At 62.8% G+C, this 26020-nt stretch carries 25 protein-coding genes and 1 tRNA gene; 4 read left to right on the forward strand and 22 right to left on the reverse strand.

Features of this window, described 5'->3' with window-relative positions; translation table 11 throughout:
* The first annotated feature begins 31 nt into the window (after positions 1 to 31).
* From parE to WDB91_RS00935, 3 genes are read left to right on the forward strand one after another with little or no spacing between them, the layout of a single operon-like run.
* Positions 32 to 1990: a DNA topoisomerase IV subunit B gene (gene parE / locus WDB91_RS00925; protein ID WP_339113300.1), complete on the forward strand. Its 1959-nt coding sequence runs from the start codon at positions 32 to 34 to the stop codon at positions 1988 to 1990.
* Between the two features lie 46 nt (positions 1991 to 2036).
* Positions 2037 to 2948, forward strand: coding sequence for a restriction endonuclease (locus WDB91_RS00930; RefSeq protein WP_339113301.1), 912 nt, complete (start codon positions 2037 to 2039; stop codon positions 2946 to 2948).
* A 4-nt stretch (positions 2949 to 2952) separates the two neighbouring features.
* The gene (locus WDB91_RS00935) at positions 2953 to 3804 is read left to right on the forward strand and encodes an aldose 1-epimerase family protein (RefSeq protein ID WP_339113302.1); all 852 of its coding nucleotides are present in this window, start codon (positions 2953 to 2955) and stop codon (positions 3802 to 3804) included.
* Between the two features lie 16 nt (positions 3805 to 3820).
* Here WDB91_RS00935 and hypE read toward each other — a convergent pair whose 3' ends face one another.
* The 21 genes from hypE to WDB91_RS01040 all read right to left on the reverse strand — a co-directional run bounded on the left by hypE (position 3821) and on the right by WDB91_RS01040 (position 25145).
* The gene (hypE, locus tag WDB91_RS00940; protein WP_339113303.1) at positions 3821 to 4843 is read right to left on the reverse strand and encodes a hydrogenase expression/formation protein HypE; all 1023 of its coding nucleotides are present in this window, start codon (positions 4841 to 4843) and stop codon (positions 3821 to 3823) included.
* A 97-nt stretch (positions 4844 to 4940) separates the two neighbouring features.
* Positions 4941 to 6077 (reverse strand): hydrogenase formation protein HypD, encoded by a 1137-nt coding sequence (gene hypD / locus WDB91_RS00945; RefSeq protein ID WP_339114421.1) that lies wholly within the window; start codon positions 6075 to 6077, stop codon positions 4941 to 4943.
* 7 nt (positions 6078 to 6084) lie between these two features.
* Positions 6085 to 6375 (reverse strand): HypC/HybG/HupF family hydrogenase formation chaperone, encoded by a 291-nt coding sequence (gene hypC, locus WDB91_RS00950; protein WP_339113304.1) that lies wholly within the window; start codon positions 6373 to 6375, stop codon positions 6085 to 6087.
* Positions 6375 to 7856 carry a sigma-54 dependent transcriptional regulator gene (locus WDB91_RS00955; RefSeq protein ID WP_339113305.1) on the reverse strand — a complete coding sequence of 494 codons (1482 nt, stop codon included), beginning with the start codon at positions 7854 to 7856 and terminating at the stop codon, positions 6375 to 6377. The genes hypC and WDB91_RS00955 overlap by 1 nt, the downstream gene beginning before the upstream one ends.
* Complete coding sequence (gene hypB / locus WDB91_RS00960; protein WP_339113306.1) at positions 7856 to 8755, reverse strand: hydrogenase nickel incorporation protein HypB; 900 nt, start codon at positions 8753 to 8755, stop codon at positions 7856 to 7858. The genes WDB91_RS00955 and hypB overlap by 1 nt, the downstream gene beginning before the upstream one ends.
* Positions 8755 to 9096, reverse strand: coding sequence for a hydrogenase maturation nickel metallochaperone HypA (hypA, locus tag WDB91_RS00965; protein ID WP_339113307.1), 342 nt, complete (start codon positions 9094 to 9096; stop codon positions 8755 to 8757). The genes hypB and hypA overlap by 1 nt, the downstream gene beginning before the upstream one ends.
* The gene (locus WDB91_RS00970) at positions 9089 to 9973 is read right to left on the reverse strand and encodes a HupK protein (RefSeq protein WP_339113308.1); all 885 of its coding nucleotides are present in this window, start codon (positions 9971 to 9973) and stop codon (positions 9089 to 9091) included. The genes hypA and WDB91_RS00970 overlap by 8 nt, the downstream gene beginning before the upstream one ends.
* Entirely contained in the window at positions 9970 to 10827 is an 858-nt protein-coding gene (gene hybE / locus WDB91_RS00975) for a [NiFe]-hydrogenase assembly chaperone HybE (RefSeq protein ID WP_339114422.1), read from the reverse strand. Before hybE ends, WDB91_RS00970 begins: the two co-directional genes overlap by 4 nt.
* 20 nt (positions 10828 to 10847) lie before the next feature.
* A complete protein-coding gene (locus tag WDB91_RS00980; RefSeq protein WP_339113309.1) occupies positions 10848 to 11672 on the reverse strand; it encodes a hydrogenase expression/formation protein in 825 nt (274 codons plus the stop codon).
* Between the two features lie 4 nt (positions 11673 to 11676).
* Positions 11677 to 12093 (reverse strand): hydrogenase accessory protein, encoded by a 417-nt coding sequence (locus tag WDB91_RS00985; RefSeq protein WP_339113310.1) that lies wholly within the window; start codon positions 12091 to 12093, stop codon positions 11677 to 11679.
* An 11-nt stretch (positions 12094 to 12104) separates the two neighbouring features.
* Positions 12105 to 12425 carry a HypC/HybG/HupF family hydrogenase formation chaperone gene (locus WDB91_RS00990; RefSeq protein ID WP_339113311.1) on the reverse strand — a complete coding sequence of 107 codons (321 nt, stop codon included), beginning with the start codon at positions 12423 to 12425 and terminating at the stop codon, positions 12105 to 12107.
* Positions 12425 to 13066: a HyaD/HybD family hydrogenase maturation endopeptidase gene (locus tag WDB91_RS00995; protein WP_339113312.1), complete on the reverse strand. Its 642-nt coding sequence runs from the start codon at positions 13064 to 13066 to the stop codon at positions 12425 to 12427. Before WDB91_RS00995 ends, WDB91_RS00990 begins: the two co-directional genes overlap by 1 nt.
* 227 nt (positions 13067 to 13293) lie before the next feature.
* Entirely contained in the window at positions 13294 to 14796 is a 1503-nt protein-coding gene (locus WDB91_RS01000) for an FAD-dependent oxidoreductase (protein WP_339113313.1), read from the reverse strand.
* 142 nt (positions 14797 to 14938) lie between these two features.
* A complete protein-coding gene (gene cybH, locus WDB91_RS01005) occupies positions 14939 to 15718 on the reverse strand; it encodes a Ni/Fe-hydrogenase, b-type cytochrome subunit (RefSeq protein WP_339113314.1) in 780 nt (259 codons plus the stop codon).
* A 3-nt stretch (positions 15719 to 15721) separates the two neighbouring features.
* Complete coding sequence (locus WDB91_RS01010; protein ID WP_339113315.1) at positions 15722 to 15910, reverse strand: hypothetical protein; 189 nt, start codon at positions 15908 to 15910, stop codon at positions 15722 to 15724.
* A gap of 14 nt (positions 15911 to 15924) precedes the next feature.
* A complete protein-coding gene (locus WDB91_RS01015) occupies positions 15925 to 17721 on the reverse strand; it encodes a nickel-dependent hydrogenase large subunit (protein ID WP_339113316.1) in 1797 nt (598 codons plus the stop codon).
* A 2-nt stretch (positions 17722 to 17723) separates the two neighbouring features.
* A complete protein-coding gene (locus WDB91_RS01020) occupies positions 17724 to 18800 on the reverse strand; it encodes a hydrogenase small subunit (protein ID WP_339113317.1) in 1077 nt (358 codons plus the stop codon).
* A 231-nt stretch (positions 18801 to 19031) separates the two neighbouring features.
* Positions 19032 to 21260 (reverse strand): carbamoyltransferase HypF, encoded by a 2229-nt coding sequence (hypF, locus tag WDB91_RS01025; protein WP_339113318.1) that lies wholly within the window; start codon positions 21258 to 21260, stop codon positions 19032 to 19034.
* Positions 21261 to 21361: 101 nt separating this feature from the next.
* Positions 21362 to 22780: a nickel-dependent hydrogenase large subunit gene (locus tag WDB91_RS01030; protein WP_339113319.1), complete on the reverse strand. Its 1419-nt coding sequence runs from the start codon at positions 22778 to 22780 to the stop codon at positions 21362 to 21364.
* Positions 22777 to 23772, reverse strand: a complete 996-nt coding sequence (locus WDB91_RS01035) for a HupU protein (RefSeq protein WP_339113320.1) — start codon at positions 23770 to 23772, stop codon at positions 22777 to 22779. The genes WDB91_RS01030 and WDB91_RS01035 overlap by 4 nt, the downstream gene beginning before the upstream one ends.
* Positions 23769 to 25145, reverse strand: a complete 1377-nt coding sequence (locus tag WDB91_RS01040) for an ATP-binding protein (RefSeq protein WP_339113321.1) — start codon at positions 25143 to 25145, stop codon at positions 23769 to 23771. Before WDB91_RS01040 ends, WDB91_RS01035 begins: the two co-directional genes overlap by 4 nt.
* 326 nt (positions 25146 to 25471) lie before the next feature.
* On the opposite strand from WDB91_RS01040, the gene WDB91_RS01045 reads away from it, so the two are divergent.
* Entirely contained in the window at positions 25472 to 25621 is a 150-nt protein-coding gene (locus WDB91_RS01045; protein WP_339113322.1) for a hemin uptake protein HemP, read from the forward strand.
* A 237-nt stretch (positions 25622 to 25858) separates the two neighbouring features.
* On the opposite strand, the gene WDB91_RS01050 is transcribed toward WDB91_RS01045, so the two are convergent.
* Positions 25859 to 25932, reverse strand: a tRNA-Gly gene (locus tag WDB91_RS01050).
* Between the last annotated feature and the right edge of the window lie 88 nt (positions 25933 to 26020).

Here is a 26020-nt window from a genome sequence, read left to right on the forward strand (position 1 = left end):
CGACGCCAACCCTACTAAAGAAAGCGAGCAGATGGCAGACGATCTTCTCTCCACCCAGTCCGAGACCGAATATGACGCCTCCTCCATCGAGGTGCTGGAAGGTCTGGAACCTGTTCGCAAACGTCCCGGCATGTATATCGGCGGCACGGATGAACGTGCGCTGCACCATATGCTCGCCGAAATCCTCGACAACTCGATGGACGAAGCCGTGGCAGGCCATGCCAGCCGCATCGAGGTGGAGCTGAACGAGGATTACTCGATTACCGTGCGCGATAATGGTCGCGGCATCCCGATCGACCCGCACCCCAAATTCCCCGGAAAATCGGCGCTCGAGGTGATCCTGTGCACGCTCCATGCGGGCGGCAAGTTCTCGGGCGATGCCTATGCGACCTCGGGCGGCCTTCATGGGGTGGGCGCGTCGGTGGTGAATGCGCTGTCCGATCTGATGGTGGTGCAGGTCGCCAAGAACAAGAAGCTCTACGAGCAGCGTTTCTCGCGCGGCATCCCGCAAGGCCCCGTCGCCGAGATCGGCGCCGCCCCCAACCGCCGCGGCACGCAGGTGGTCTTCCATGCCGATGAGCAGATCTTCGGCCATCACCGCTTCAAACCCGCCCGCCTGATCAAGATGGTGCGCTCAAAAGCCTATCTCTTCTCGGGTGTCGAGATCCGCTGGAAATCGGCGATCGACGATGGCGAAACGCCCACCGAGGCGGTCTTCCACTTCCCCGGCGGCCTCTCGGACTATCTGATGGAGACGCTGGGCAAGGCGATGACCTATGCCGAGCGCCCCTTCGCCGGTAAAGTCGAGTTCCGCGAGAAGTTCAACGTGCCGGGCTCGGTCGAATGGGCGATCAACTGGACCCCCTCGCGCGATGGCTACATCCAGTCCTATTGTAACACCGTCCCCACGCCCGAGGGCGGCACCCATGAGGCGGGCTTCTGGTCGGCGATCCTCAAGGGCATCCGGGCCTATGGCGAGCTGATCAACAACAAGAAAGCGTCAAACATCACCCGCGATGACCTCATCACCGGCGGCTGCGCGCTGGTGTCCTGCTTCATCCGCGAGCCGGAATTCGTGGGCCAGACCAAGGACCGTCTGGCCACCACCGAAGCCCAGCGTCTGGTCGAGGGCGCGGTGCGCGACCATTTCGACAACTGGCTGGCCTCTGACACCAAATCCGCAGGCGCCATCCTCGATTTCCTCGTGCTGCGCGCCGAGGAGCGTCTGCGCCGCCGTCAGGAAAAGGAAACCGCCCGCAAATCGGCCACCAAAAAGTTGCGCCTGCCCGGCAAGCTGACCGATTGCACCGCAAAAAACCGCGCCAATACGGAACTCTTCATCGTCGAGGGCGACTCGGCAGGTGGCTCGGCCAAAGGCGCGCGCAAACGCGAAACGCAGGCGCTTTTGCCGCTCAAGGGCAAGATCCTGAACGTGCTGGGCGCGGCCTCGTCCAAACTCGGCACCAATCAGGAGATCAGCGATCTGTGCGAGGCATTGGGCGTGGGGCTCGGCACCAAGTTCAACGTCGAAGACCTGCGCTACGACAAGATCATCATCATGACCGATGCCGATGTCGATGGCGCGCATATCGCCTCCCTCCTGATGACCTTCTTCTTCACCCAGATGCGTCCGCTGATCGATCAGGGCCACCTCTACCTCGCCTGCCCGCCGCTCTACCGCCTGACCCAGGGCGCCAAGCGCATGTATGTGGCCTCCGATGCCGAGAAAGAGGAATGGCTGGCCAAGGGATTGGGCGGCAAGGGCAAGATCGACGTGCAGCGCTTCAAGGGCTTGGGCGAGATGGATGCCAAGGACCTGAAAGAAACCACGATGGACCCCGCCACCCGCAAGCTGATCCGCGTCACCATCGACGACGATCTGGGCGGCGAGACGGCCGACCTCGTGGAGCGCCTGATGGGCAAGAAACCCGAGCTGCGCTTCCAGTATATCACCGAAAACGCCCAGTTCGTTGAGGAATTGGATGTGTGATTAGCGGCAGGCCCTCGGGCCTGCTTTTCTTTTCAGGAATAATCCTTTGCCGATACCCGATTACCAGACCTTCATGCTGCCAATGCTGAAACTCTTTGCGGCAGGAAAGACAAACGTGCGCGAATGTCTGCCCGAGTTGCAAACACACTTCGCTATTTCGGATGAAGAAGCACAAGAATTGTTACCGACAGGCAAAAGCACACGCTTGTATAATCGAGCTCATTGGGCACGCGTCTACATGGGTAAAGCGGGTCTATTGCATTCCCCACGTCGAAATTTTCACCAGATCACACCCAAAGGACGCGTGCTTCTGGCTCAAAATCCAACCAGTATCGACAACGAAACACTTTCTGACTTTGCCGATTTCGTGGAATGGAAAGAAACTTCCCGAACCCCGGTGGATCAGGCTGTCGCACCAAATCACCTCACCGAAGATAGAACGCCAGATGACGCGATTGAAACCGCTTACTCTACCTTGCTTGGTGCGCTTCGAGACGACCTGTTGGAAGCGATGTTGCAAATCTCGCCCGCAAAATTCGAGCGGCTGATCCTCGATCTACTCAGTGCGATGGGCTATGGCGGCGGCGACATACAACGGGCGCAAATGACCCGAGCCACTGGTGATGGCGGCATTGATGGGGTTATCAACGAAGATGCGCTCGGCCTTGATGCCGTCTATATTCAGGCGAAACGCTATCAACCCGACAATAAGATCGGGCGGCCTGCAATCCAGCAATTCATCGGAAGCCTGAATGGAGAAGGCGCGAATAAAGGCGTATTCGTGACGACATCCGATTTCTCACGAGAAGCCATCGACTATGTATCACGGGTTCAGCAGCGGGTTGTGCTACTGAACGGAGCGCGACTTGCAGAACTGATGATCTTGCATAATGTAGGTATTCGATTGGGGAAGACTTACACCCTGAAAACATTGGATGATGATTATTTCGAAGAGTGAGACCATGACCACCATCACCTCCCCCGACCTCACCGTGACCGTCTCCGATATGGGCGCCGAGATGCAGTCGCTTGTCTTCCGTGGCGAGGAATTCCTCTGGAATGGCGATACCGAATGGTGGACGGGGCGCTCGCCGGTCCTGTTTCCCATCGTGGGCCGTGCGCCCGACGATAGGATCGAGATCCGTGGCCAGACCTATGACATGCCCCAGCACGGGCTTGCCCGCCGCCTGCCCTTTACGGTTGTCGCGCAAGACGAGGCGCATGTGACGCATGAGCTGGTGCCCTCGGAGGCGACCGAAAGCTACCCCTACAAGTTCCGCCTGCAGCTGACCCATCGCGTAACCGGCCCGACGCTCGAGGTCGCAGCCACCGTCACCAATGAGGATAGCGTGCCCATGCCCTTCGGTCTGGGCTTTCATCCGGCCTTCCGCTGGCCGCTGCCCGATGCCACCGGTGCCCATAAGATCGAGCTGGCCAATGGCGCGGAGCCCGTGATGAACCGCGTGGTGAAGGGGCTGATCTCGCGCGAGACGGAAGCCTCGCCCTTCCATCAGGGAAGCCTCACGCTTTCCCACGATCTTTTTGCCAAGAATGCCGCGATTTTCCCCGAAGGCACGGGCGAGGCGCTGCGCTATCAGGGGGAAACCGGCCCGAGCCTCGATTTCCGCTTTGCCAATCTGCCGAACCTCGCGCTCTGGCAACCGCCCGGCGCGCCGTTTTTGTGCATCGAGCCGTGGCACGGGATGGCGGCATGGCATGGGGCGGGGGCAAAAATCGAGGACCGGCCCTATACGATGAGCCTGGGCGTGGGCGAGACCGCCCGCTTTGCATGGTTCGTGACGATCCGCGAATAGCCTCGCAGATACGCCCCTAACAGATACGGGGGAGCTGTTCGCCCACCAGCATATCAACGATGCGGGTGCCACCGAATGCGGTGCGCATCCGCACCTGACCCGCATGATCCGCCACCGCCCGCCCGATGATCGCCGCGCCTTCGCCCTCGGGCAGGGCCTGCATGGCGGCCAGCGCGGCCTCGGCTTGGTCTGCGGGGACAAACAGCACCAGACGCCCCTCATTGGCGAGATAGAGCGGATCGAGCCCCAGAATCTCGCACATGCCCACCACCTCGGCCCTCAGCGGCAGCGCATCCTCGTCGATCACAATGCCACAGCCCGCCTCTTCGGCAATCTCGTTGAGCGCGGAGGCAAGACCGCCTCGGGTCAGGTCGCGGGCGGCACGGGCTTCGGGGGCGGCACTCAGAGCAGCCTCCATCAGATGCCCCAGCGCTGCGCAATCGCTCTCGATGGCCGAGGACAGCGCCAGATCGCCGCGGGCCGCAAGGATGGTTGCGCCGTGATCGCCCAAGACCCCGTTGACGATGGCCACATCGCCCGCACGGACATGGGAGGCCGCCATATCGCGCGAGGCAGGGATCACCCCGATGCCCGAGGTGGTGATGAAGACACCATCGCAGGCGCCGCGCTCGACCACTTTGGTATCGCCGGTGACGATGCGCACGCCCGCCGCTTCGGCCTCGCGCGCCATGGTGGCCACAATCCGGCGCAGAACGGCGAATTCGGTGCCCTCCTCGATAATGAAAGCGGCCGAAAGCCAGAGTGGGGTTGCCCCGCCTACGGCCAGATCATTGACGGTACCACAGATAGCGAGCTTGCCGATGTTACCACCCGGAAATTCCATTGGCGTGACCACGAACCCGTCGGTGGTGAAAGCGAGCCGCGCGCCCGGGTCGTGCAGGGCGTCCGACATCAGGCGGGCCTGATCTTCCATGCCGGGCGGTGCGAAAACGGAGGTGAAAATCTCCTCGATCAGATCGCGCATTGCCCGGCCACCGCCACCATGGGCCAATGTGACGCGTTCGCCTCTTAGTGCCATAAGTCTTGTCCTTTGAGGGGAGCTGCGCCGCAACGGGGCATCGAGCCCCGCTTGCGCCGCCGGAGGCTCGCGCCTCCGATCCCGCCTATGATTTCAGTTATTCAGCCGCCGTGCGGGCACCGCCATATTGCCAATAGGCCGCGCAGGCGCCCTCGGAGCTGACCATCAGTGCGCCAAGCGCGGTTTCCGGTGTGCAGCCCTTGCCGAATTGCGGGCACTGGGTCGGCTTGATCCGCCCCGTCATGACCTGACCGCAGGCGCAGCCTTCGACCTCGGGCACCTCACGGCGACCCACCGCATAGCCGATCCCGAATTTCTCCTCGGCGTCATAGGCGCGGTAGGCATCACGGATACGCATGCCGGAGGCGTCGATCTCGCCCAAGCCGCGCCACTCGAAGGAAGGGCGCTTCTCGTAGACATCATTGATGGCGGCAATGGAAACAGAATTGCCATGCTCGGGCACCACGCGGCCATACTGGTTCTCGACACGGGCCTGACCTGCCTCGATCTGGGTCAGCACCATCAGCACGGATTGGAGAAGATCGGTCGGCTCGAACCCTGCCACCACAATCGGCTTGCCATAATCTTGCGCGATAAAATCATAGGGGTGGAAACCGATCACCATCGACACATGGCCCGGCCCGATGAACCCTTCGAGCATCATATAGGGGTCATCGAGTAGCGCCTTGATCGGTTCGGGCACAGTGATGTGGTTGCAGAAGACCGAGAAGTTTGCGAGCCCTTCGCGCGCTGCCTGCTGAATCGCCAGCGCGGTCGAGGGGGTGGTTGTCTCGAACCCCAGCCCGAAGAAGACCACCTCGCGGTCGGGGTTGCGGCGGGCAAGTTCCAGCGCATCGAGCGGGCTATAGACCATGCGGATATCGGCCCCATCGGCCTTGGCCTGAATGAGCGACTTGGTCGAGCCAGGCACCCGCATCGCATCCCCGAACGTGGTGAAGATCACCTCCGGACGCTCGGCCAGCTCGATACATTCATCAACCCGCGCACGTGGCAGAACGCAGACCGGACAGCCCGGACCGTGGATGAACTCCACGCCTTCATGGATCAGCTTATCGAGCCCGTAGCGGAAGATGGAATGCGTATGACCGCCGCAGATCTCCATGATATGCACGGGCTTTTCGCGGGTAGCGCCTATGGCATCGGCCTTCTCGGCGATGGCCTGCAACAACGCGCGGGCCAGTTTCGGATCGCGGAATTCGGAGGCAAATTTCAACGCCATCTCACACCCGCCCTTCCAGCGCCGCATCGCCTGCGGCCATTTGTTCCAGCGCCTCCTGCGTCTCGCCCAGCTCGTGGAGTGCCGCCAGGGTCTGCGCGGCCTCGTCCTCGTCGATCCGCGCCATGGCAAAACCCACATGGATCAGCGCCCATTCGCCGATCAGCCGGTCAAGCGGCCCGTCGGCGATACAGGCCACATTGACCGCGCGCCGCACCCCCGACACCTCGGCCACGGCCATCATCCGCGCCTCGTCACTGATCTCGACGATCTGTCCCGGAATGCCCAGACACATCAGTCATCCTCCTCTTCCACGCGGGCCTGAGGGCCCATAATCCCGTAACGGTCGAGCTTCGCCCTGAGCCCGACACGACTAAGGCCCAGCTCGGCGGCCGCACGGCTCTTGTTCCAGCGATGGCGGGTCAGCGTCTCGCGCAGGATCCGCATCTCCATCAGCTCGATCCGGTCCTTCAGCTGGCCATTGGCCTGCAGCGCATCCTCCTCCGCCAGCCGGTCCGCCCCTTCCTCAGAGGGTGCCGCCTGCAGGATATGGCGCGAGATCAGCTCGGCCCCCAGCACATTCTCCTGCGCGAAAATCAGCATGCGCGTGACCTCGTTGGTCAGCTCCCGCAGATTGCCCGGCCAGTCGTAATTCTCCAGAAACTCCAGCGCCGGAGCCTCAAATCCCATCACGGGCTTCGAATGAATCGAGGCCGCCTCGGCCAGAATATGCTGGGCCAACATCGCCACATCGCCGCGCCGCGCACGCAGCGGCAGAAGCCCGATCTCGCCCACCGACAGCGCATAATAAAGATCACTGCGGAAGGCCCCATCGGCGACCTTGCTGCGCAGATCGACATTCGACCCGCAGATGAGCCGCAGATTGGTGCCCACGGTTTCCTGCCCGCCCAGAGGCGTGATCGAGCCTTCGGTCAGCACCCGCAACAGCGCCAGCTGCATCGCGGGGGATGCCTCATCGACCCCCGCCAGATAGAGCGTCCCGCGATCGGCCTTCTGCATCAGCCCGATGCGGTTCACGCCGCCCGGCAGCACGCCACGCTTGGCCCCGAACAGCTCGACCATCGCCAGCTCTTCGGGCACGCCAGCAAGATTGAACTCGTAAAACGGCTTTTCCGCACGCAGGCTGCCATAATGCATCGCCCGTGCCAGCTGCGCCTTGCCGGTGCCCGCCTCGCCGCCAAGCAAGACAGGGATGTCAAAACTGGCATATTGCCGCGCGATGGCCACCGTGTCGTTCATCGCGGAATTGGGGCTGCGCAGGATGGTCTCGAGCCCCATCCCCTCGCGCAGCGCACGGCGGCGCTTTTCCAGACGGCTTTCCGACGTGCTGGACAGGAAGCGCATCTCCAGCTGCATCCGCTCGTTATCACGCGCCAGCTGGAACAGCTTTACCGCATTGCGCACCGCCATCAACAGCTGCTCGGGATGCCATGGTTTCGCGATGAACTGGTGCACACCCGCCTCGTTGATCGCCGCCACCATCGAGGTGCTGTCGGTATAGCCGGTGATCATCATACGCACGGTCTCGGGCCAGCGCTCGCGCACCTCGGTCAGAAAATCCACCCCCGTCCGGCCCGGCATGCGCTGGTCGCACAGGATCGCTTGGATCCATTCGTTTTCAAGCACGCCCAGGGCCGCGCCCGCATCGGGGGCGGTGAAAATCTCGAACTCGTCTTCCAGCGCGAGCTTCATCGCCGTCAGCGAATGCGGCTCGTCATCGACCAGAAGAACCGATGGCAGAGGTGCGGGGGCCATCAGACAGCCTTGCGGGCAAGCCCCGCCATCAGCCAGTCGAGCCAGGCCTGCATCCCCTCGCCCGTGCGCGCCGAGACGCGCAGGATGGCGAGATCGGGGTTCACGCGGCGCAGATTGGCCTCGTAGAGATCCAGATCGACATCGCAATAGGGGGCCAGATCGACCTTGTTGAGCAGAGCGATCTTGGCGGCAGTGAACATATCGGGATATTTCAGCGGCTTGTCCTCTCCCTCGGTGACCGAGAGGATCGCGACCTTGGCATCCTCGCCCAGATCGAAGGCTGCAGGGCAAACCAGATTGCCGACATTCTCGATGAACAGAAGCGCGTTGCGGCCCAGACCCAGACGGTCGAGCGCGGTTTCCACCATCTTGCCATCCAGATGGCAGCCCTTGCCGGTATTCACTTGGATGGCCTGCGCGCCGGTAGCACGGATGCGGTCGGCATCATTGGTGGTCTGCTGGTCGCCCTCGATCACCGCCAGAGGCTGGTCCGCCAGCATCTCGATGGTGCGGCACAGGAGTGTCGTCTTGCCCGAACCGGGCGAGGATACGAGATTGGTGGCAAAGATCCCGTCCTGCGCCAGACGCACACGGTTTCCCCGCGCGAACATATCGTTTTTCGACAGGATGCCGGTCTCGATCTCGATCAGGCGGGCCTGCGAGAAACCGGGCACCTCGACGCCCGCCGAGCCATGGCCGCAATGGATATCGAACCCGTCGGAGACAACCGGCTGTTGCGTCTGCTTGCGGGCCTGGGGCTGCGCCATCGCCTTGGCGGGCGCCAGCGTGGGCCATTCGAAGGGGCGCTGGCCGCGCGCCAGATCCGCCCCCTGCTTTGCCAGATGGGCCTTGAATTCATCCTCGATCGTATGACCGCTGCAACCACATACCGTGCACATCACGCCACCTCCATATCCTTGATCCGCATCTCGTCTCCGCCCTGAGGCATCAGCTTGCCGCTGCCGCAAAGCGGGCATGGGTCCAGACGATCCATGATCTCCACCTCTTCCATACAGTCGTAGCACAGCGCCCGACCGGGAAGATCGATAATCTCCAGCGCCGCCCCTTCGGCGGGGCAGCCGCGCATCACCACCTCGAAGGCGAATTCCAGCGCGTGTTTCTCGACGCCTGCAAAACGTCCGATCTCCAGACGCAGCCTGGTGACCTTGCGCACGTCATTGGCCCGCGCCGCGTCCTCGACCACGCTACGGATCCCTTCGGCAATCGCCATCTCATGCATGGGGCACCCCCTTGATCTCGACCGCAATGCAAGGATCGAGAATATCGACGACCAGCGCCGCGAGCCCCGCCTTGCGCCATGGCAATGTGGCCAGCGACAGTTCCATCGCCCCGCCCGGAGCCAGAAGATGGTCGGTGGGCGTCACCCGTTCGAGCGTCTCCACCACCCCGCCTGCAAGATGCCCACGCAGCGCATAGGTGCCGCGGGCCGCCGCGACGAGTGCGGTATTGTCGGGGCGCAGGACAGGGCCTGCAGGCCGCGTGATGATCCGCGTCAGATCCAGAAGCCGGCCCAGGGCACGCCAGAGCGGCCCGCGCCCACGAGTTTCCTCGGCCTGTTTCATCAGCGGGTGGAAAGCCATACGACCGGCGGGAGAATTCTCCTGCGCCATTTTCAGCATCGGGTCGAACAGATCGGCCACCCGTGCTACCGCCTCATGCGGCGCAAAGAGCCGGTCGATCGCCGAAATCAGGGGCGACAGCCCCTGCTCCGAAACCAGCCACGCGTCGAGGTCACGGATCTCGCCCATCCCCCAGAGGTCGCGCAGAAGCGCGGGCTGAGCCCGCTGCCAGCCCTCGGGCATGGGTGGGGACGCATGGCCCAACGCCTTGGGCCAAAAGAGAAACAGCTTGGCCATATGATCGCGCAGGATCTCGCGGCGGGTGTCGTCATCATCTGCGGGCAGGCCCAGCGACAGCCGCACGGCCTGCGATTGCGCCGCCCCGCATAGATTGAAGAGCCGGCCCATCATCTGGGCCACCGCCTCCGGATCGCGGCCGCGCATGACCTCACCCACAGGCATGGGCGCAGGCAGAACCAGCTTCGGCGCGATCATATCGCCATGGCGTTCCAACCCGATACCCAGAACCTGTTTCATTCCGCTTCCCTCTCCACCCCCGCAACCGGAGGCTCGATGGCCATCACCTCGCTGGCCAGTCCGGCCGAGATGATCTGCCTGCGCGACGGGGTCGTCAGACCGGCACCCTCTGCAATCGGGGTCTCCTCGAGAGAGTGTGCCTCATTCGCGCGGGCTTCGGCAAGCTCCGCCTCGCGCGAGGAACGGATTTCCGAGCGCCGGTCTGTCTCGGCACGGTTCTCCTGGTTGAACAGTTCGGCCATAATGGCCTGCGCCACTTCCCGCGCCTGTATCTGCGTCTGGAATTCCTCCATTGGCGAGAAGAGCGAACAGGCCTTGTATCCGCCGGTCTGCGCGCGCGTATTATGGATAAATTCGTAGCAGCCCGAGGGGAAGTCGACCATTTCCTTGGCACCGGCCTTCAGCCCCGACCAATCCTCATCGGCCCCCGGCAACAGGACCAGATTCATGAACCACGGGCTGAACAGAACCCCGAGCCCGCGCCCCTCATGGGCGCGGAACCCCACCGCCTCGACCGAGAGCGCCTTGTTCGACAAGGGCACATCGCGCATGGTCGAATTCCAGATCTCGCGGAAATCGGCGATCAGGTTGCGCACCTGTTCGTCGATGCGGCGCTGCTCGATCATCATCGGTGCGCCCGGATCCTCTCGGACCATGAACTGTGCCTTGGGCGCGTCGCAATTGGGGCATTTCCAGTCATCGGGCAGCGCATTGAATGGCGTTCCGGGCAGGACCTGACGGAAATCATCGCCGATTGCCGGATCATAGGTCGACCAGCAGATCTTGCATTCCATCAGCGCCTGATCCGAAATCCGGTCATAGGCGCCCATATAGCTGCCCTCGAAGCCGGTCACCGGCGCGCTCATCGACCCGCTCACCGAATTGCCTCCAGCACTTCGCGGATGCGCTCGGCGCTGTCTTCCAGATCCTCGGGCGCTGCCAGAGCGACCTCGGGCATATCGGTCACCTCGAACGTATCAAGGATCAGCGTATCCATCGAGTTGAAGAACTGCACCCGCCAGACATTGCGCAGCGCGGAGGCCGTGATGCGGCAATTACCGTAGCCACGCGACAGGATGGTGACCGCCCCCTCGCCCAGCACGCGGTCGAGCCAAACCAGATCCTCCTCGGTATGGGGCAGCAGGGTCAGATTGACCACATGCGGCAGCCCGCCACGATAGGTCTCGGATTTATCGTAAAGCTCGGCCACCAGCGCGGGCGCATTGACCACGCCATTGGGGCGCGCAGCCTGCGGCCCCTGCGCCTCGCGGTAAGGCTCGAAGGCGCGGGTCATTGAGACCGCTGGCACAGGGCCCACCTCGATCCGGTCCACACCCGCTCCTGCGACCGACCAGACACCGGCAAAGACGCTCTCCTGCACCATCAGTGCAGGGATGCCACGGATCTTCATGGCAACTTCGCCCTGCCCCATCGTCTCGGCGATCAGGGCGCGGTTGGGCGCATCCAGCCCCGACAGATCGAAGCTCGCCATACCGCCTCTGGCACAGGCCTCGGCGGCCTTGGCGATATCGGCCAGCGTCTTCAGCGCAGGGGTCACAGCGGAGGGGTCATCGACCTCGGGCATATGCGCAGAATAGGTGCGCATACCCGAGGGCAACTCCATATATTCCAGCTCCTCGCCGGTTTCCTGAGAGCCGGGACCAAAGCCCATAGGCGGCAGATGGAAGTTACTCACCATGGGATCAACCTTTCAGATCAAGGATATGCGAGGTGCGGGCGATATAGTCATCCCAGTCACGCACTTTCTCGATGGCCCCCAGATAGGTGCCGTCGCGGTAAAACAGGAAGCCCGGGGTCTTCAGCGCGCGGGTCTCCTGGCGTAGCTCGGCCTCGATCGCGTCATCGATCACCGCACAGTCGAACATGTTCTGGAAGGTCATCCGCAGCTCGGGCAGAACCACCGCCGCATCGGGCGTCTCCAGATTGCGCTTGGCATCCCCGGGCACAAAGAGGCAGTGCACCCCTTCGGCGCCGGTGAACTCGGCCACCGCCTCCATCGTGGCAAGGCGGGGATAGGAGAACTCGTTACTCAAACGCTGCACGAGGGGATGGACCTCTCCCGAGGGAGTCACGTCACTGGGCATTACGAAATCATGCATGGGATAATCCTTCAGGCGGTCTTGCGCCCCTGCGCGGCAGCAGCAGCCAGATGGGGGGGAAGTTCGGGGGTGCGGGCTTCCAGATCGGCAAATGCCGCCCCCAGATCGCCGCCGGTCATCAGCGCGCGCAGGCCATCCAGGGCCGCCGAAATCTTGGCCGCCTCGCCGGCCGAAATCACCTCGCGTGCCGCCCCCAGAAAGACCAGAAGCCAGTCACCGGCCTCGGCCTCGGGGGTCAGCGACAGGTCGATGATCTGTGGCTGGCCATCCTCAATCACATCACCGCAGATGCCGTCCCGCGCAAGCAGCTGCAAAGGCACACCGACACACATCAGGCGCGCCCCTTGGCGGCCGGAGGAAAGAAGCGGTGATCACCGATACGGCAGGCATCTTCCGCGTCGGGGCGGCCCCCCTCATAGGCGCTGCGCTGGATGGAGATATCGGCGAGATCTCCACTCTCGGTGCGGCCTTCGGTCACGCCGATATCCCAGCGACCCAGCTCGCGGATACATTCGTCAATGGCAGGCAGGATCTGGGCCGAGGTCACGGCCCGCAATCCGCCACCATAATCCTCGATCTCCTCGGGCTGGCAACCGATCAGCGTGATGTAATCGGGCGCATGGCCCATCAGCTCGGCCGTTGCCAGCACGTCCTGAAACCCCGTCTGGTGCAGGCTCATCTTCTTGGCGCCCATGAAAGCGGGCACATCGCGGTCGCGCAGCGTGACCAGCGTGCCGGGCTCCAGCCCGAAATCCACGGCATCGAACACGATCAGCGCGTCGCAATCCTCGATGAAGGGCAGCAGATACAGACCCTGCGTGCCGCCATCCATCAGCCGCACATTCGCGGGCACAGCATGGGTCTGCGCCATCGTCTCGACGCAGCGCACCCCGAAGCCCTCATCGGCCCAGAGCACATTCCCGATTCCCAGAACTAGGATATTACGCGGTATCTGCGTGGTGGTGGCTGGCATGGCGTCCTCCTTTCGCCCGCTGGCAAGAGGCTTTGCGCCTCCGGTCGTTATGTGACCATATCCAGCAGGTCCCCAAAAAAGGAGCCCATCGCCATTAATCGCGTTATTTAATTATGATGTTGTTATTCATAAATAAAACATGAAAAGCTACATCCTGCGCCCAACTTAGGTAGAATGTAGCTTTCCAGTTTACTCGGAAAGAGGCTGCAAACTATCCAGCTTGCGGATCAGCGCTCCCAATCGCGTTCGGTCTCCAGTGCCTCTACATCGCGGTTGCAGGTCACGAGCGCACCTTGCAGGAAGCTCCCCTTGAAATGGGCGGCAAAATCCTTTTCCTCGAGCTTGCCGTCAATCCGCACTCCGTCCGCAGGCGAGCCGTGGCCGACATAGCGCAACTGCGCATCGCCCTGCTTGGTCCAGAAGAACGGAATCCGGTCGAAGCCCCCATCGGTCTCACCCAGAAGGAAGGCCGCAAGATGTGCGCCCTGATCGCCCGCATGGGCCCAATGCTCGATGCGCAACCGGCCCGAACCGTCACAGGCGGGATAGTTGGCGATATCGCCAATCGCGTAAATCGCGGGATCGGAGGTGCGGAAATAGGTATCCACCTGCACACCGTTCTCTTTTTCGGCCAGCTCCAGCCCCGCCGCCTTGGCCAGCGCCAGATCGGGCTTCACGCCTACACCCAGCACGACCATATCAGCGTCAATCTTGCGGCCATCCTTCAGCGTGACCTGTGCGCCGTCATAGCTGGTCAGCGTCGTTTCCAGATGGAAACTGACCCCATCCGCCTCGTGCTGGCTCTGAACGAAGTGACCGATCTCAGCGCCAAGGGTCTTCTCCATCGGCACCTTGTCCTGTGTGACCACATGGACCTTGCGATCCTTGGAGGCAAGCGCCCCTGCCGCCTCGAGCCCGATAAAGGACGAACCGAGCACCACGATCGATTTCGCCCGTTCCGCGCGCCCGAGGATGGCGCGGGCATCGGCTAGGCTGCGAAGAGTGAAAACCGCCTCATGGTCGGCACCGTCGAATTCGGGCGTAATCGGCGTGGCACCGGTGGCCAGAACCAGCGTCTCGTAAGGCAGCGTCTGCCCGTCCGACAGGCGCAGCTGTTTTTTCTGACGGTTGATCGCCTCGGCCTTCACCCCACGCAGGATCGTGGGGCGCGGATTGTGCGGATGGCCGAAGGGGAGTGCGGCCTCCTCGGGGTTCTTCGCGCCCGAAAGCACCTGTTTGGAGACAAAGGTCCGGTCATAAGGCGCATCGAGATCCTCGGTGATCAGCGTCACACGCGCACCTTCGCCTGCCGTCACGAAATGGTCGGCCACGGCATGGCCCGCGGCCCCCGCGCCCACCACCACGATCCTCTCACGGCTGCCGGAAGCATCCGGCGCTTCGGGCTGGCCCTGCTTGCCGGTGACACGCAAGATCCCCCCCGCGATCTCGACCTTGTAACAGCCAAGAGGCGTGATGGCGGGCGCACCGGTGGCCTCGCCGGTCTCGAGGTCAAACCGCGCATGGTGGAAGGGGCAGCGGATCTCGCCTTCCGCCACGATACCAGTGCCCAGATCGGCACCCAGATGGGTACAGCGTGCCGAGACAGCGAAGGCGCGATCCCCCTGCCGGACCACGGTGACCTCCTGATCGCCGAAGCTGCCGGTTAGCGGTTGGTTCTCTTCAAGCGTCTCAAAACGGACACCTGCCTTCAGATCGGGTTGGTCAGCCATGATAGATCTCCTGAAAATTCCTTTGACCAACCAACGCGCGCGCGACAGACACGTTCCCGCAAAGCCCCCTCACGAAGACGCGAAAAAAGGCGCCGGAGCACCACCTCCGACGCCTCGCGGCATACTTAAATGACTTATGAAATCACTCTATTTCGTCGTCCTTGAAGGTGCGGTGACCCGAGATCATCGTCGAGACCATCGACTGGCGCGACATGATATCCTCGCGGATCGCCACATAGATATGGATGATCATGAAGATAATGATCGCCCACATCCCCAGATGATGCAGCGTGTGCAGACGCTGGCTGTTCTGCACGATCCCCAGCACCCAGCCCATCAGCGTATCGGGCAGCGAGCCCTGCCCCGCGCCCTCGGCATAAAGCGCCCAGCCGGTGACCAGCATGAAGGTCAGCCCGATCGTGATGAAAAAGAACATCGCGAGCTGCGCGAGCGGGTTATGCCCCACATATTTCTTGGGCTTCTTCTCGATGAACAGATACCAGCGCAGCTCGAACAGCACCTCCTTCCAGAAATGCAGGTTGAAGACCGGCACATAGAACATCTGCTTGGAATGATGATTGCCCACCATCGCCCAGTAAATGCGCCCGAAGAAACCGACCGTCACGATCATCGCCGCCGCGAAATGCGCGAAGCGGATATACCCCATGACAAACTGCTCCGTCGCCTCGCCGATCTGCATCGAGGGCAGCGGCGCGCCGATGAAATAGCCGGTGACGCAGAGGATCGTGATGCAGGCGGCATTGACCCAATGCCAGAGCCGGACCGGCGCCTCGTAGACATAGACCGAATTCTGGCGGCGGATGGATTCGATATCGGCCGCCGTGGCGTCTCCGGTCAGCCGTGCGCCCGGCATGATCTCGGAGGCGTCGGCCGCAGGCTGGTGGATATGCTTCTCGGCCATGGCTCAGTCCTCCTTGGACTTGCCGAAGACCTTCCGCGCCAGTTCCACCACCAGATAGACCACCCCGATCGCCACCGCGCCCAGAACGAGATGCGAGATCTCGTGCCCGAACGGGCCAGAAGCCGTGGGGTGACCCTCATGGGCCAGTGCAGGCGTGGCGGCCCAAACGGCCAGTATAGCGAGATATTTCATGGTCTTTCCTCCCTTTAGCGCACCTTGACCGTGGTCAGCTCCTGCCCGTCATCCGACATGACATGGGTCGAGCACGCGAGGCAGGGATCGAAGGAATGCAGCGTGCGCAGCAGCTCCACCGGCTCCTCCGGGCGCTCCATCGGCGTATTCATGAGGCTTGCCTCATAGGCCCCGATATTGCCCTGCACATCGCGCGGCGAGGCGTTCCACGTTGTCGGCACCACGCATTGGTAATTGTCGATACGCCCGTCCTTGATGCGGATCCAATGCCCCAGCGCGCCGCGCGGCGCCTCGGTCATGCCCACACCCTTGGCTTCTTTCGGCCAGGTGCTCGGGTCCCATTTCTCGATATTGGCGGTAGACTGGTCGCCCGATTTGATGCGGTTGATAAGCTTGTCATAGAAATGCAGCTGAAGGCGCGAGCAATATTCGGATTCAAGCGCCCGTGCGGCAGTCCGGCCCAGCGTCGAGAAGATGCCCTCGAAGGGCAGATCCATATCGCGCAGGAGGCCATCGACCTGCCCCTTGATATCCTCATGGCCTTTGGCATAGCCGATGATATAGCGCGCCAGCGGACCGGTCTCCATCGCGTGGCCACGCCAGCGCGGTGCCTTGATCCAGCTGTATTTCGCGCCCTCGTCGAGCTCTTCGATATTGGTCTTGGTGCCCTTGGCATTCGGACCCAGCTCGAATTTCGGATTGGTCTCGCCGTCCCACGGATGTAGGCCGAGGCCCGGCTCGCCATATTCATACCAGGAGTGGTCGACGAATTCCTGCACCTGCTCGGGGTCGCGCACATCGACATCATGGACCTCGTCGAGCTTGCCATTGATGATCGCGCCGCGCGGCAGATGCAGCTGTTCGGGCGAGAAATCATTGGCATTCTCGGGGATATCGCCATAGGCGAGGCAGGCCTTGGAAGACAGGCCGCCGCCATAGAGCCAGTTCTTGTAGAAACCGCCAATCGCGATCACATCGGGGATATAGACGTTGCGGTTGAACTCCAGCCCCTTGTCGATGATCGATTTCACAAGGTTCAGGCGTTCCATATTGATCGCGCCGACCGAGCCCACGCCATCGATATTGATCGGGCATGGCACACCGCCCACTAGCCAGTTGGGATGCGGGTTCTTACCGCCGAAGATGGTGTGCAGTTTCACCACCTCTTTCTGGAGATCCAGCGCCTCCAGATAATGGGTAGTCGCCATCAGATCCGCCTCGGGCGGCAGCTTATAGGCGGGATTGTCCCAATAGCCGTTCTTGAAGAGGCCAAGCTGCCCGCTCTCGACAAATTTCTTCAGACGGTTCTGCACATCGCGGAAATAGCCGGGGCTGGAGAGCGGGTGGTTCGGGCCCACCATCTGCTGCAGCTCCGAGGTCGCTTTGGGGTCGGCCTTGAGCGCATTGATCGGGTTGACCCAATCGAGCGCATGCAGGTGGTAGAAATGCACGATATGATCGTGGATCTGTAGTGCAAGCTGCATCAGGTTGCGGATGGAGTTGGCGTTATCGGGGATCTGGATCCCCAGCGCATCCTCCACCGCGCGGCACGATGTCAGCGCATGGGTGCCGGTGCACACACCGCAGATCCGCTCCACGAAGGCCCATGCGTCACGCGGGTCGCGGCCCTTTACGATGACCTCCAGCCCACGCCACATGGTCCCGGTCGAGACCGCGTTCCGGATCACGCCATTCTCGTCCACATTCACTTCACAGCGCATATGGCCTTCGATGCGGGTCACCGGATCAACAACGATCCGCTTGCCCGAATTGTCCATGGCATAGCCGTTGGGGGTATTGAGAACGCTCATGCTCAGACTTCCTCGTTTTTCTTCTGGGCGCGTTTGAGCGCGGTCACGGCGGCATGCACGGCCACGCTTGCCCCCACGACGCCTGCGGCAACACCACCGACCTTGTCGGCATTGGCCTCGATCCCGAATTGTTTGATATTGGTCAGGCGGTCATAGAAGGAGCCCTGATCCCAGAACCCGTCCTCCGAGCAGCCGATACAGCCATGGCCCGACTGGATCGGGAAACTGACCCCATCATTCCAGCGCACGGTGGAACAGGCGTTATAGGTGGTCGGGCCCTTACAGCCCATCTTGTAAAGGCAGTAGCCTTTGCGGGCGTTCTCGTCGTCCCAATGTTCGACGAACTGCCCTGCATCGAAATGTGGCCGGCGATAGCACTTGTCATGGATACGCTGAGAGTAAAACATCGCCGGCCGACCTTGACGATCGAGCTCGGGGAGGCGATCGAAGGTAAGCATATAGGTGATAACGCCGGTCATGACCTCGGCGATGGGCGGACAGCCCGGCACCTTGATGATCGGCTTGTCGGTAATGACCTTGTGCACGGGGGTGGCACGGGTCGGGTTCGGGGCCGCTGCCTGCACACAGCCATAGGAGGCACAGGCGCCCCAGCTGATGATGGCCTTGGCATGTTCGGCGGCATGTTTGAGCTGCTCGGTAAAAGGTTTGCCGCCGATGATGCAATACATTCCATCCTCGTTGAGCGGCGGGTTGCCCTCGACGGCGAGGATGTAATTGCCCTTGTATTTCTCGATCGTGTCCTGCAGCGCGGCTTCGGCGGCATGGCCTGCCGCGGCCATCAGCGTATCGTCATAATCGAGCGAGATCATCGAGAGCACGACGTCTTTGGCCAGCGGGTGGGCAGAGCGGATGAAGCTCTCTGAGCAGCAGGTGCATTCCAGACCATGCACCCAAATGACCGGTGTGCGGGGTTTGGTTTCCATCGCATGGGCGATCTTCGGCACGAAGGCCGGCCCCAGACCCAAGGCTGCCGCAGTGAGCGAGCAATATTTCATAAAGCTGCGCCGGGTGATCCCCTGACGGCGCATAACGTCGTAGAATGTCTCGAGATTAGACAAGACCTTCGCTCCCTGCTGCCTGGCTGCGGAGGCGGGATAGGCCCGGTCCGCGCGTGGTATGCCTTTGGATGCCATAGCAGGCTCCCACGGCGCGCGAAGAAAATGACAAAGTGTCACAGGCTGTTTTTATTATTTTATAATAATGCCTTGCGTCTAAAATTCACAAAACGCTATAGAATTGACCGGATAGATGGTTGCCAGAGTTTCCATTATCTGGAAGCCATACGGCCATCACCGTCCGCCCATGACCCGCGCCATGGCGACCAACGCCTGCCCCAGGGCAAGCCCACCGTCATTGGCCGGCACCTTGTGATGCAAAAGCACCGGCACATCGCCGAGGGCTGTCATCAACTCCTCCTGCAACACGACATTCTGCAAAACACCGCCCGACAACACCACGGCGCGCGCCGCGCCCTGCACAACCAGATCCCGCGCGCGCCCCGCAAAGGCCCGCGCAAGCCCTCGATGGAAGCGCCGCGCTTTCGCTTCTACAGGGCCCGGATCATCGGCCCATGCACGCCACATCGGCGCCGGATCGATCTGCGCGCCCTCCCCGAACGGATAGCCCGCGCCTGTATCCCCCGCCTTGCGGGCCAGAGACTCCAGCCCCATCGCTGCCTCGCCCTCATAGCTCTGGCTGCCGACAAACCCCGCCGCAGCCGCAAAGGCATCAAACAGGCGTCCTGCCGAGGAGGTCAGCGGCGCGTTCATCCCCTTGGCCATCGCCTGACGCAGAAGCCCGACCGGCTGGCCTGCCAGCAACCTGTCCGCCTGCGCCTGAAGCCCCGCATGGTCGAGCTGCGCCAGAAGATTGCGCCATGGATCGCGGCTGGCGCGATCCCCTCCGGGCATCGGCACCGGCGTCAGATGCGCCACACGCGCCACATGACGGTAATCGCCCAGCAGCAACTCGCCCCCCCAGATCGTTCCATCTTCCCCGAGCCCCAGCCCGTCAAGGATGATCCCCGCAACCGGCCCGTCCTCCAGACCCCATCCATTCTCGCCCAGACAGGCGGCCAGATGCGCATGGTGATGCTGCACACGGATCAGGGGGCGCGTGCCCGCAGCCCGCTCGCCATACAGCGTCGCCCGGAACCCGGGATGCAGATCGACCGCGACAACCTCGGGCACATGGTCGAATAACGCCCGATAATCGCGATCCGCTGCCTCGAACGCCTCGATATTGGCCACATTATCCAGATCGCCCAAGTGATGGCCCAGCAGCGCCTGACCGTCCCGGGTCAGACAGATCGCGCCCTTCATCTGCCCGCCATAGGCCACCACCTGCGGTCCCTGCCCGAAGCCTGCGGGCAGATCCAGCACATCGGGCACCCGCCCCCGCGCATGGCGTAGCACCATTGGCCCTTGCGGAGTGATCCGCTCGACACTGTCATCGAGCCTGCGCGCAATGGCGCGATCATGCAGCACGAACCCGTCCGCAATTTCGGCCAGCTCGGCCAGCGCCGCCTCGTTGGAAATCACCTGCGGCTGCCCCGAGCCATTGCCCGAGGTCATCACCAGAGGCCGCGCGACAGCCCGGATCAGCAGATGGTGCAACGGCGTATAGGGCAGCATCCAGCCCAAGCTGTCCTGTCCCGGAGCAAGCGCTCCGGCACAGACCTCAACAGGCTCGTCACGCAGCGCCAGCACGATGATCGGAGCGGCCGGCGCGGCCAGCCGCGCGCGCTCCAGCGCGTCCAGATGGCAAGCGGCCCCGATCATGGCCAGATCCCCCATCACCGCCAGCGGCTTGGTCGGGCGATTCTTGCGCGCCCGCAACCGCGCGATTGCCGCCGCATTTCCCGCATCACAGGCCAGATGGAACCCGCCCAACCCCTTGATCGCAAGAATATCTCCCCCACGGAGCCGCGCTGCAGCCTCCTTCAGCCAATCCGCACTCTCTGGAACAGTCCAGATCCTCGGACCACAAATCGGACAGGCCACGGGCTGCGCATGGAAGCGCCGGTCCGACGGGTCAAGATACTCGCCCCTGCAATCCGCACAAAGCGGAAACTCTGCCATCGTGGTCTGCGCCCGATCATAGGGGAGCCCCGTCACGATCGAGAAGCGCGGCCCGCAATGGGTGCAATTGGTGAAACCATAGCCACCGCGGCGCCCCGTGCCCAATGTCTCGGCCAGACAGTCGGGACAGGTCGCGGCATCCGGCGTCACCCGCGTGCGCACGGCCCCCGCTTCCGAGGCCACGATCTCGAACCCCTCACCCAACTCGCCCGCAAAAGGCGCCACCTCCACCGCATCCACCCGTGCCAGAACCGGCGCCTGCGCGCGAAGCGCCTCCACAAACTCCGCAAGCCGCGCACCCCGCGCACGGATAACCACCCCTTGCGCATCATTCAGGACATGACCCGCAAAACCCAGATCATGCGCCAGCCGCCAGACAAAGGGGCGGAACCCCACCCCCTGAACCTGCCCCCGCACGCGGATCTCGACGCTCTCCATCTTCCAGTGTCCCTAAATATCCCGGGGTGAATTGGGGCCGTCAGGCCCCAAGAGGGGCAGAGCCCCTTGCCCCTACACCTGCACCTGCGCTCAGAACCCGCTCAATGGACGGTGCAGGCCATACAGGGGTCGAAACTGCGCACGATATGCTGCACCGAGACAGGTGTTTCCTCCCCCTCGGCCACAGGCGCACCTACAAGTGCGGCTTCCAGTGCCCCGGGCACACCCTGTACATCGCGGGGGCTGAAATTCCATGTCGTTGGCGCGATGATCTGATAGCCCGCGATCACCCCGCGCTCGATCCGCAGCCAGTGCCCCAGAGCCCCCCGCGCGGCCTCGACCAGACCGACACCCACGCCCTCTTTTGGCACCTCACCGCGCTCCATGAACCGCGCCTGCGGGTCGATGGCCTCGGCCCATGCTTCCATCAAGACCTGCGTGCGCGCCAGTTCCAGAAGCCGCCCCGCTACGCGTCCCAGCACCCCCGCGCCCGCCACATCCCGTGCGAGAGGATGCCCGTCGATCACCTGCCGCGCAAGAGCACCAGTCTCGAACACACGCCCGTCAAGACGCGGGGCCTTGCACCAGCTATAAGCCTCATCGCGCATCATCTCGTCGGGGCGGGTCTCGCCATGCGCCGGATGGCTGGCATTCCCGAGCATCCATGCATGCGCGGGGTCCTCCACCAGCCCGCTCAGATCCAGGGGCGCCAGCCCCCCGTCCCAGATACCTTGCGCAAAGCCATAGCCTTCGGCCAGCGGATAGGCCCCGAAGCTCAGGAAACGCCCCTGCCCGCGCCCCGCGGCCCCCAGATCCAGATCCTGCGCTATCTCGAGAAACAGTCCCGCATCGCCTGTCCGCCATGCCATGAGACCGGACAGGCTGCCCAGCGCCGCGAACTCCTCGAGCGGCGCGCCAAACACCACCTCCTCGAGATAGCGCCGGAACCCGCGCAGCACCGATCTGATCCGCATCCGCTCGCTCGGCCCCGGCGCGCGGGTGACCCCGCCCGGCTGGATCGCCAGCGTATGTGGCCATTTTCCGGCCATCAACCCGAGGATATGCATCAATTCGGCCCGCGCCGCGATCGCCGCCCGCTGGGCCGAGCCCTCCATTGGCGTGAACCGCCGGAGCGCGCGCGCATGCCAGGCACGGCCCGCATAAACAGGGCGGGTGAAATCGGGCATGAAGAAGAGGTTGAAATGGGTCAGATGGTCCGAGACATTCTCGACCGCATGGATGAGCGCCGCCATCATCGCACCCTGCGGCGTGGGCGAGAGCCCCATCGCGGCGCCCAAGGCCCGCGCCGCAGCGGCCGATTGGCTGATCGAGCAGATCCCGCAGATCCGCGGTGTGATGGTAAGCGCATCCTGCGGGGCCTTGCCCAAAAGCATCCGCTCGAAGCCGCGATAAAGCGGCGCGTTCACCCGCGCCTGCGTCACCGCGCCCTCTGCGACATCGAGCTGCACCTCCAGATCACCTTCGACCCTGTTGAACGGGCCCATCACCAGCGTGGTCATTTGCGGCCCCGCACCCGTAGCGTGGGCGGCACATCCACACGGTCGGCCACTGCATTGCGCGCCAGCCGGTCGGGGGTTGCGGCCTTGGACAGCGAGGCCAGCGCCATGAACCAAGCCTTGGGCATATCGGTCGGCAGCCCCACCGGAATACCGGCAATCTTCGGCGTCTCGGTGAAGCTGTGGCGCGGCTCCTCGAACTCGGGCGCGGTGCAGTTGATACAGGGATAATTGCCCCGCGTGCAGGAGCCAGTGCCATTCCAAGGCCGGATATTGCAATCGCCCACCGCTTGCGTGCCGATACACCCCAGATTCTCCATCATGCAGCCGATATCGGAAAGCGCCACCGCCGAGGCCTTATATTCGTAAAACTCGTTTTTCGGGCAGCCGTGATGGACCAGATGGCTTGTATAGAACAAAGGTCGCCCGAGACCATCGAGATCGTCCGCGCCCAGCCGGTTTTCGGCCAGCATCATCAGCGTTTCGGTCACCCAGTCGGGATGGGTCGGGCATCCCGCCACATTGATCACCGGCAGCCCCCCTTTGGCGCGGAAACTTGCGGGCAGCACACCCCCTTCATGCGAGCCCTCATATTGCAGCCCGCAGGCATCTGACGGGTTCTCGCCCGCCGAGGTGATCCCGCCATAGGCCGCGCAGGTGCCAACCGCCACCACATGGCGCGCAAGGCCCGCAAGCGAACAGACCCAGTCGAGCATCGACCGCCCCGTACCAGCAAGGATCTGGAACTTGCCCGTGCCCCGCGGTCCGCGGGCGATCGCCCCCTCGACGCAGAGCACATCCAGCGCGATCGCACCCGCCTCCACACGTTCCAGAAGGCGACGCGCCTCGGCGCCGGTTTCGAGGCTGAGCGAGGGATGCCAGAGCATCTCGATCCCCGCCCCTTCCAGACGGTCGAAAAGCGTCGGACCTTCGGCGCATAGAAGCGACATCGTGCAGCCACCGCAGCCCGAGGATTGCAGCCAGAGAACATTCATACTTCGTGTGACCCCGTCGTCTTGGTGTCCGGTAATCTACTTTGTGGCAAATCGAGAGTGAAGCAGGCCCCGCCCGTTCCGTTCGGCCGGTAGGATAGACTGCCGCCATGATCTGCAGCAATACGGTAGCTGATCGCAAGCCCCAGACCCGTGCCCTGTCCGACTTCCTTGGTGGTGAAGAACGGATCAAAGATCGAACGCGCCACCTCCTCGGGAATGCCCGTGCCATTATCGCAGACGCTCAACCGCGCGATGCCATTTTCCTGACTGGCATGGAAGGTAATCTGCGGCTCCTCGATACTGGCGAGCGCATCGGCGGCATTCTGCACGAGGTTCATGATGATCTGCTGGATATGGCCCGCGCGGCCCATGGCCTGCACCATGGGCAGTCCCTCGAATCGGAGTGCAATCCCTCGATCCGCCCCACGGGCCACCCAATGGGCGGCAGTGCGCGCCACGGTGACCAGATCGAAGATCACACTCTCGCCCGAGCCATCCGACGACAGGCGCCGCAGATCCTCGACGATATCGCGCACCCTTTCCGCGCCGTCGCGCGCTCCGGCAATGGCCTCGCGCAGGTTGCGCACCTCGCGGTCGAGGCGCAGCTCCTCGCGCAGTGCGGTCAGCCGCTCGCGCGTGGCACCCTGCTGGACCTCGTTGAAATAGGTCTCGAACTTGGTGGCATAGCGCTCCATCGCGTGGGTATTGGCATAGACGAAGCTGATCGGATTGTTCAGCTCGTGTGCCACCCCTGCCAGAAGCCGCCCCAGTGAAGCCAGTTTCTCGTTCTGGACCAGAAGCGCCTGCGTCGATTTCAGTGCGTTATGGCTCTGCGCAAGCTCCGAATAGGCACGGCGCAGCTCTCCCACCGGACGGCCCGTCAGCACATGCCCCGTCAGACGCCCCCGATCATCGAAACGCGGATTGATCGACATCTCCAGAAGGACATCCCCCGAGACACCGCCAAGGCTCAGCTCGCACGTCACCGGCGCACGGTTTCCGGTGCAGTCCGCCAGTGCAGCGATCAGACGCTGGCGCGACTCGCCTGCCACCAGATCCAGCACATCCATCTGTGCCAGACTGCGTGCGGGTCGCCCGGTCATATGCGCCACCGAATGCGAGGTATCCTCGACGCGTCCCTGACGCGAGACGACAATCAGCGCATCCGAAACCGAGGACATGATAGAACCCAGATAGGAGCGCATCTCCTCGAGTGCATGGCTCTGGTCCTCGAGCTGGGCCTGATAATCGACGAGTTCGGCATAGGTCCGGTCCATCGCCGTGAGCACCTCGGTCCATGCCGAATCCTCGAGCCCCAGAGGATGCGACGCATCCAGGGCATTATCGGCAGAAAGATCGCGGTTTATGCTCATGGAATGACCATAAACGCTGCGGCGGGCTTTGTCTGCACCGGTCTTTGGGCAGAAAATTGCGAATTTAATACCTGACTATAACTATCAGGCTTTACAAGCCCGAGAATTTCACTCAGATTAAAGACACATCGCCAGTGACCCCACCAGCTGCTTGCCAAAAAGGATATGGACATGCCCCACCACCCGGCCCTCCGCCCTGCCTCGCAGGCACGACAGGGTAAGCTGACCCCGATCACCCTTGCAGATCTCGTGCAGGCGCTCTGCGACGGCCTCAGCCCGCGCACTGGCGCAATCGACCACATGCTAGACAGAATTGAGAGAAACCAATGACCATTTCGCCCAGCTTCACCCAAGCCCTGCCCGCTCATGCCGCCGAAGAGCTGACCCAAGGGGGCAATCAGGCCAATATCCTTCTCAACGGTCAGGTCTACACGCTGCGCATTACCCGCGCGGGCAAGCTGATCCTGACGAAGTGAGGCACAGCCCGACACGAGTGACCTTTTCCAGAACCATTGTCTCATAGGGAATGTCTCATCACGAGACGTTCCCTTTTTTCGTGGAGGTGTCCGGTGCGCCCAAGGCTTCGCGGCTCCGGCGACAGGTGCCTGCCATGATGGGCCCACGCCGGCAAGCCCCCCGCGCAGACAGGACAGCACCTGCACGGATCGCACCCGCGGCGGGGTGACGTCTGTTGTTTGCGATAGGGGGGGGATTGGAGCGGGCGGCGGGAATCGAACCCGCGTCATTAGCTTGGAAGGCTAAGGTCTTACCATTACACAACGCCCGCGTTGTGACAGTGTGGATACAGAAGCCCTGATCCGGATGCAAGCCCCTTGCACCTGACTTTTTGTCACCGTGCCGCGCGGAAGCGGGCC

It is taken from the genome of Thioclava sp. GXIMD2076, assembly GCF_037949795.1.
Classification (GTDB): domain Bacteria; phylum Pseudomonadota; class Alphaproteobacteria; order Rhodobacterales; family Rhodobacteraceae; genus Thioclava; species Thioclava kandeliae.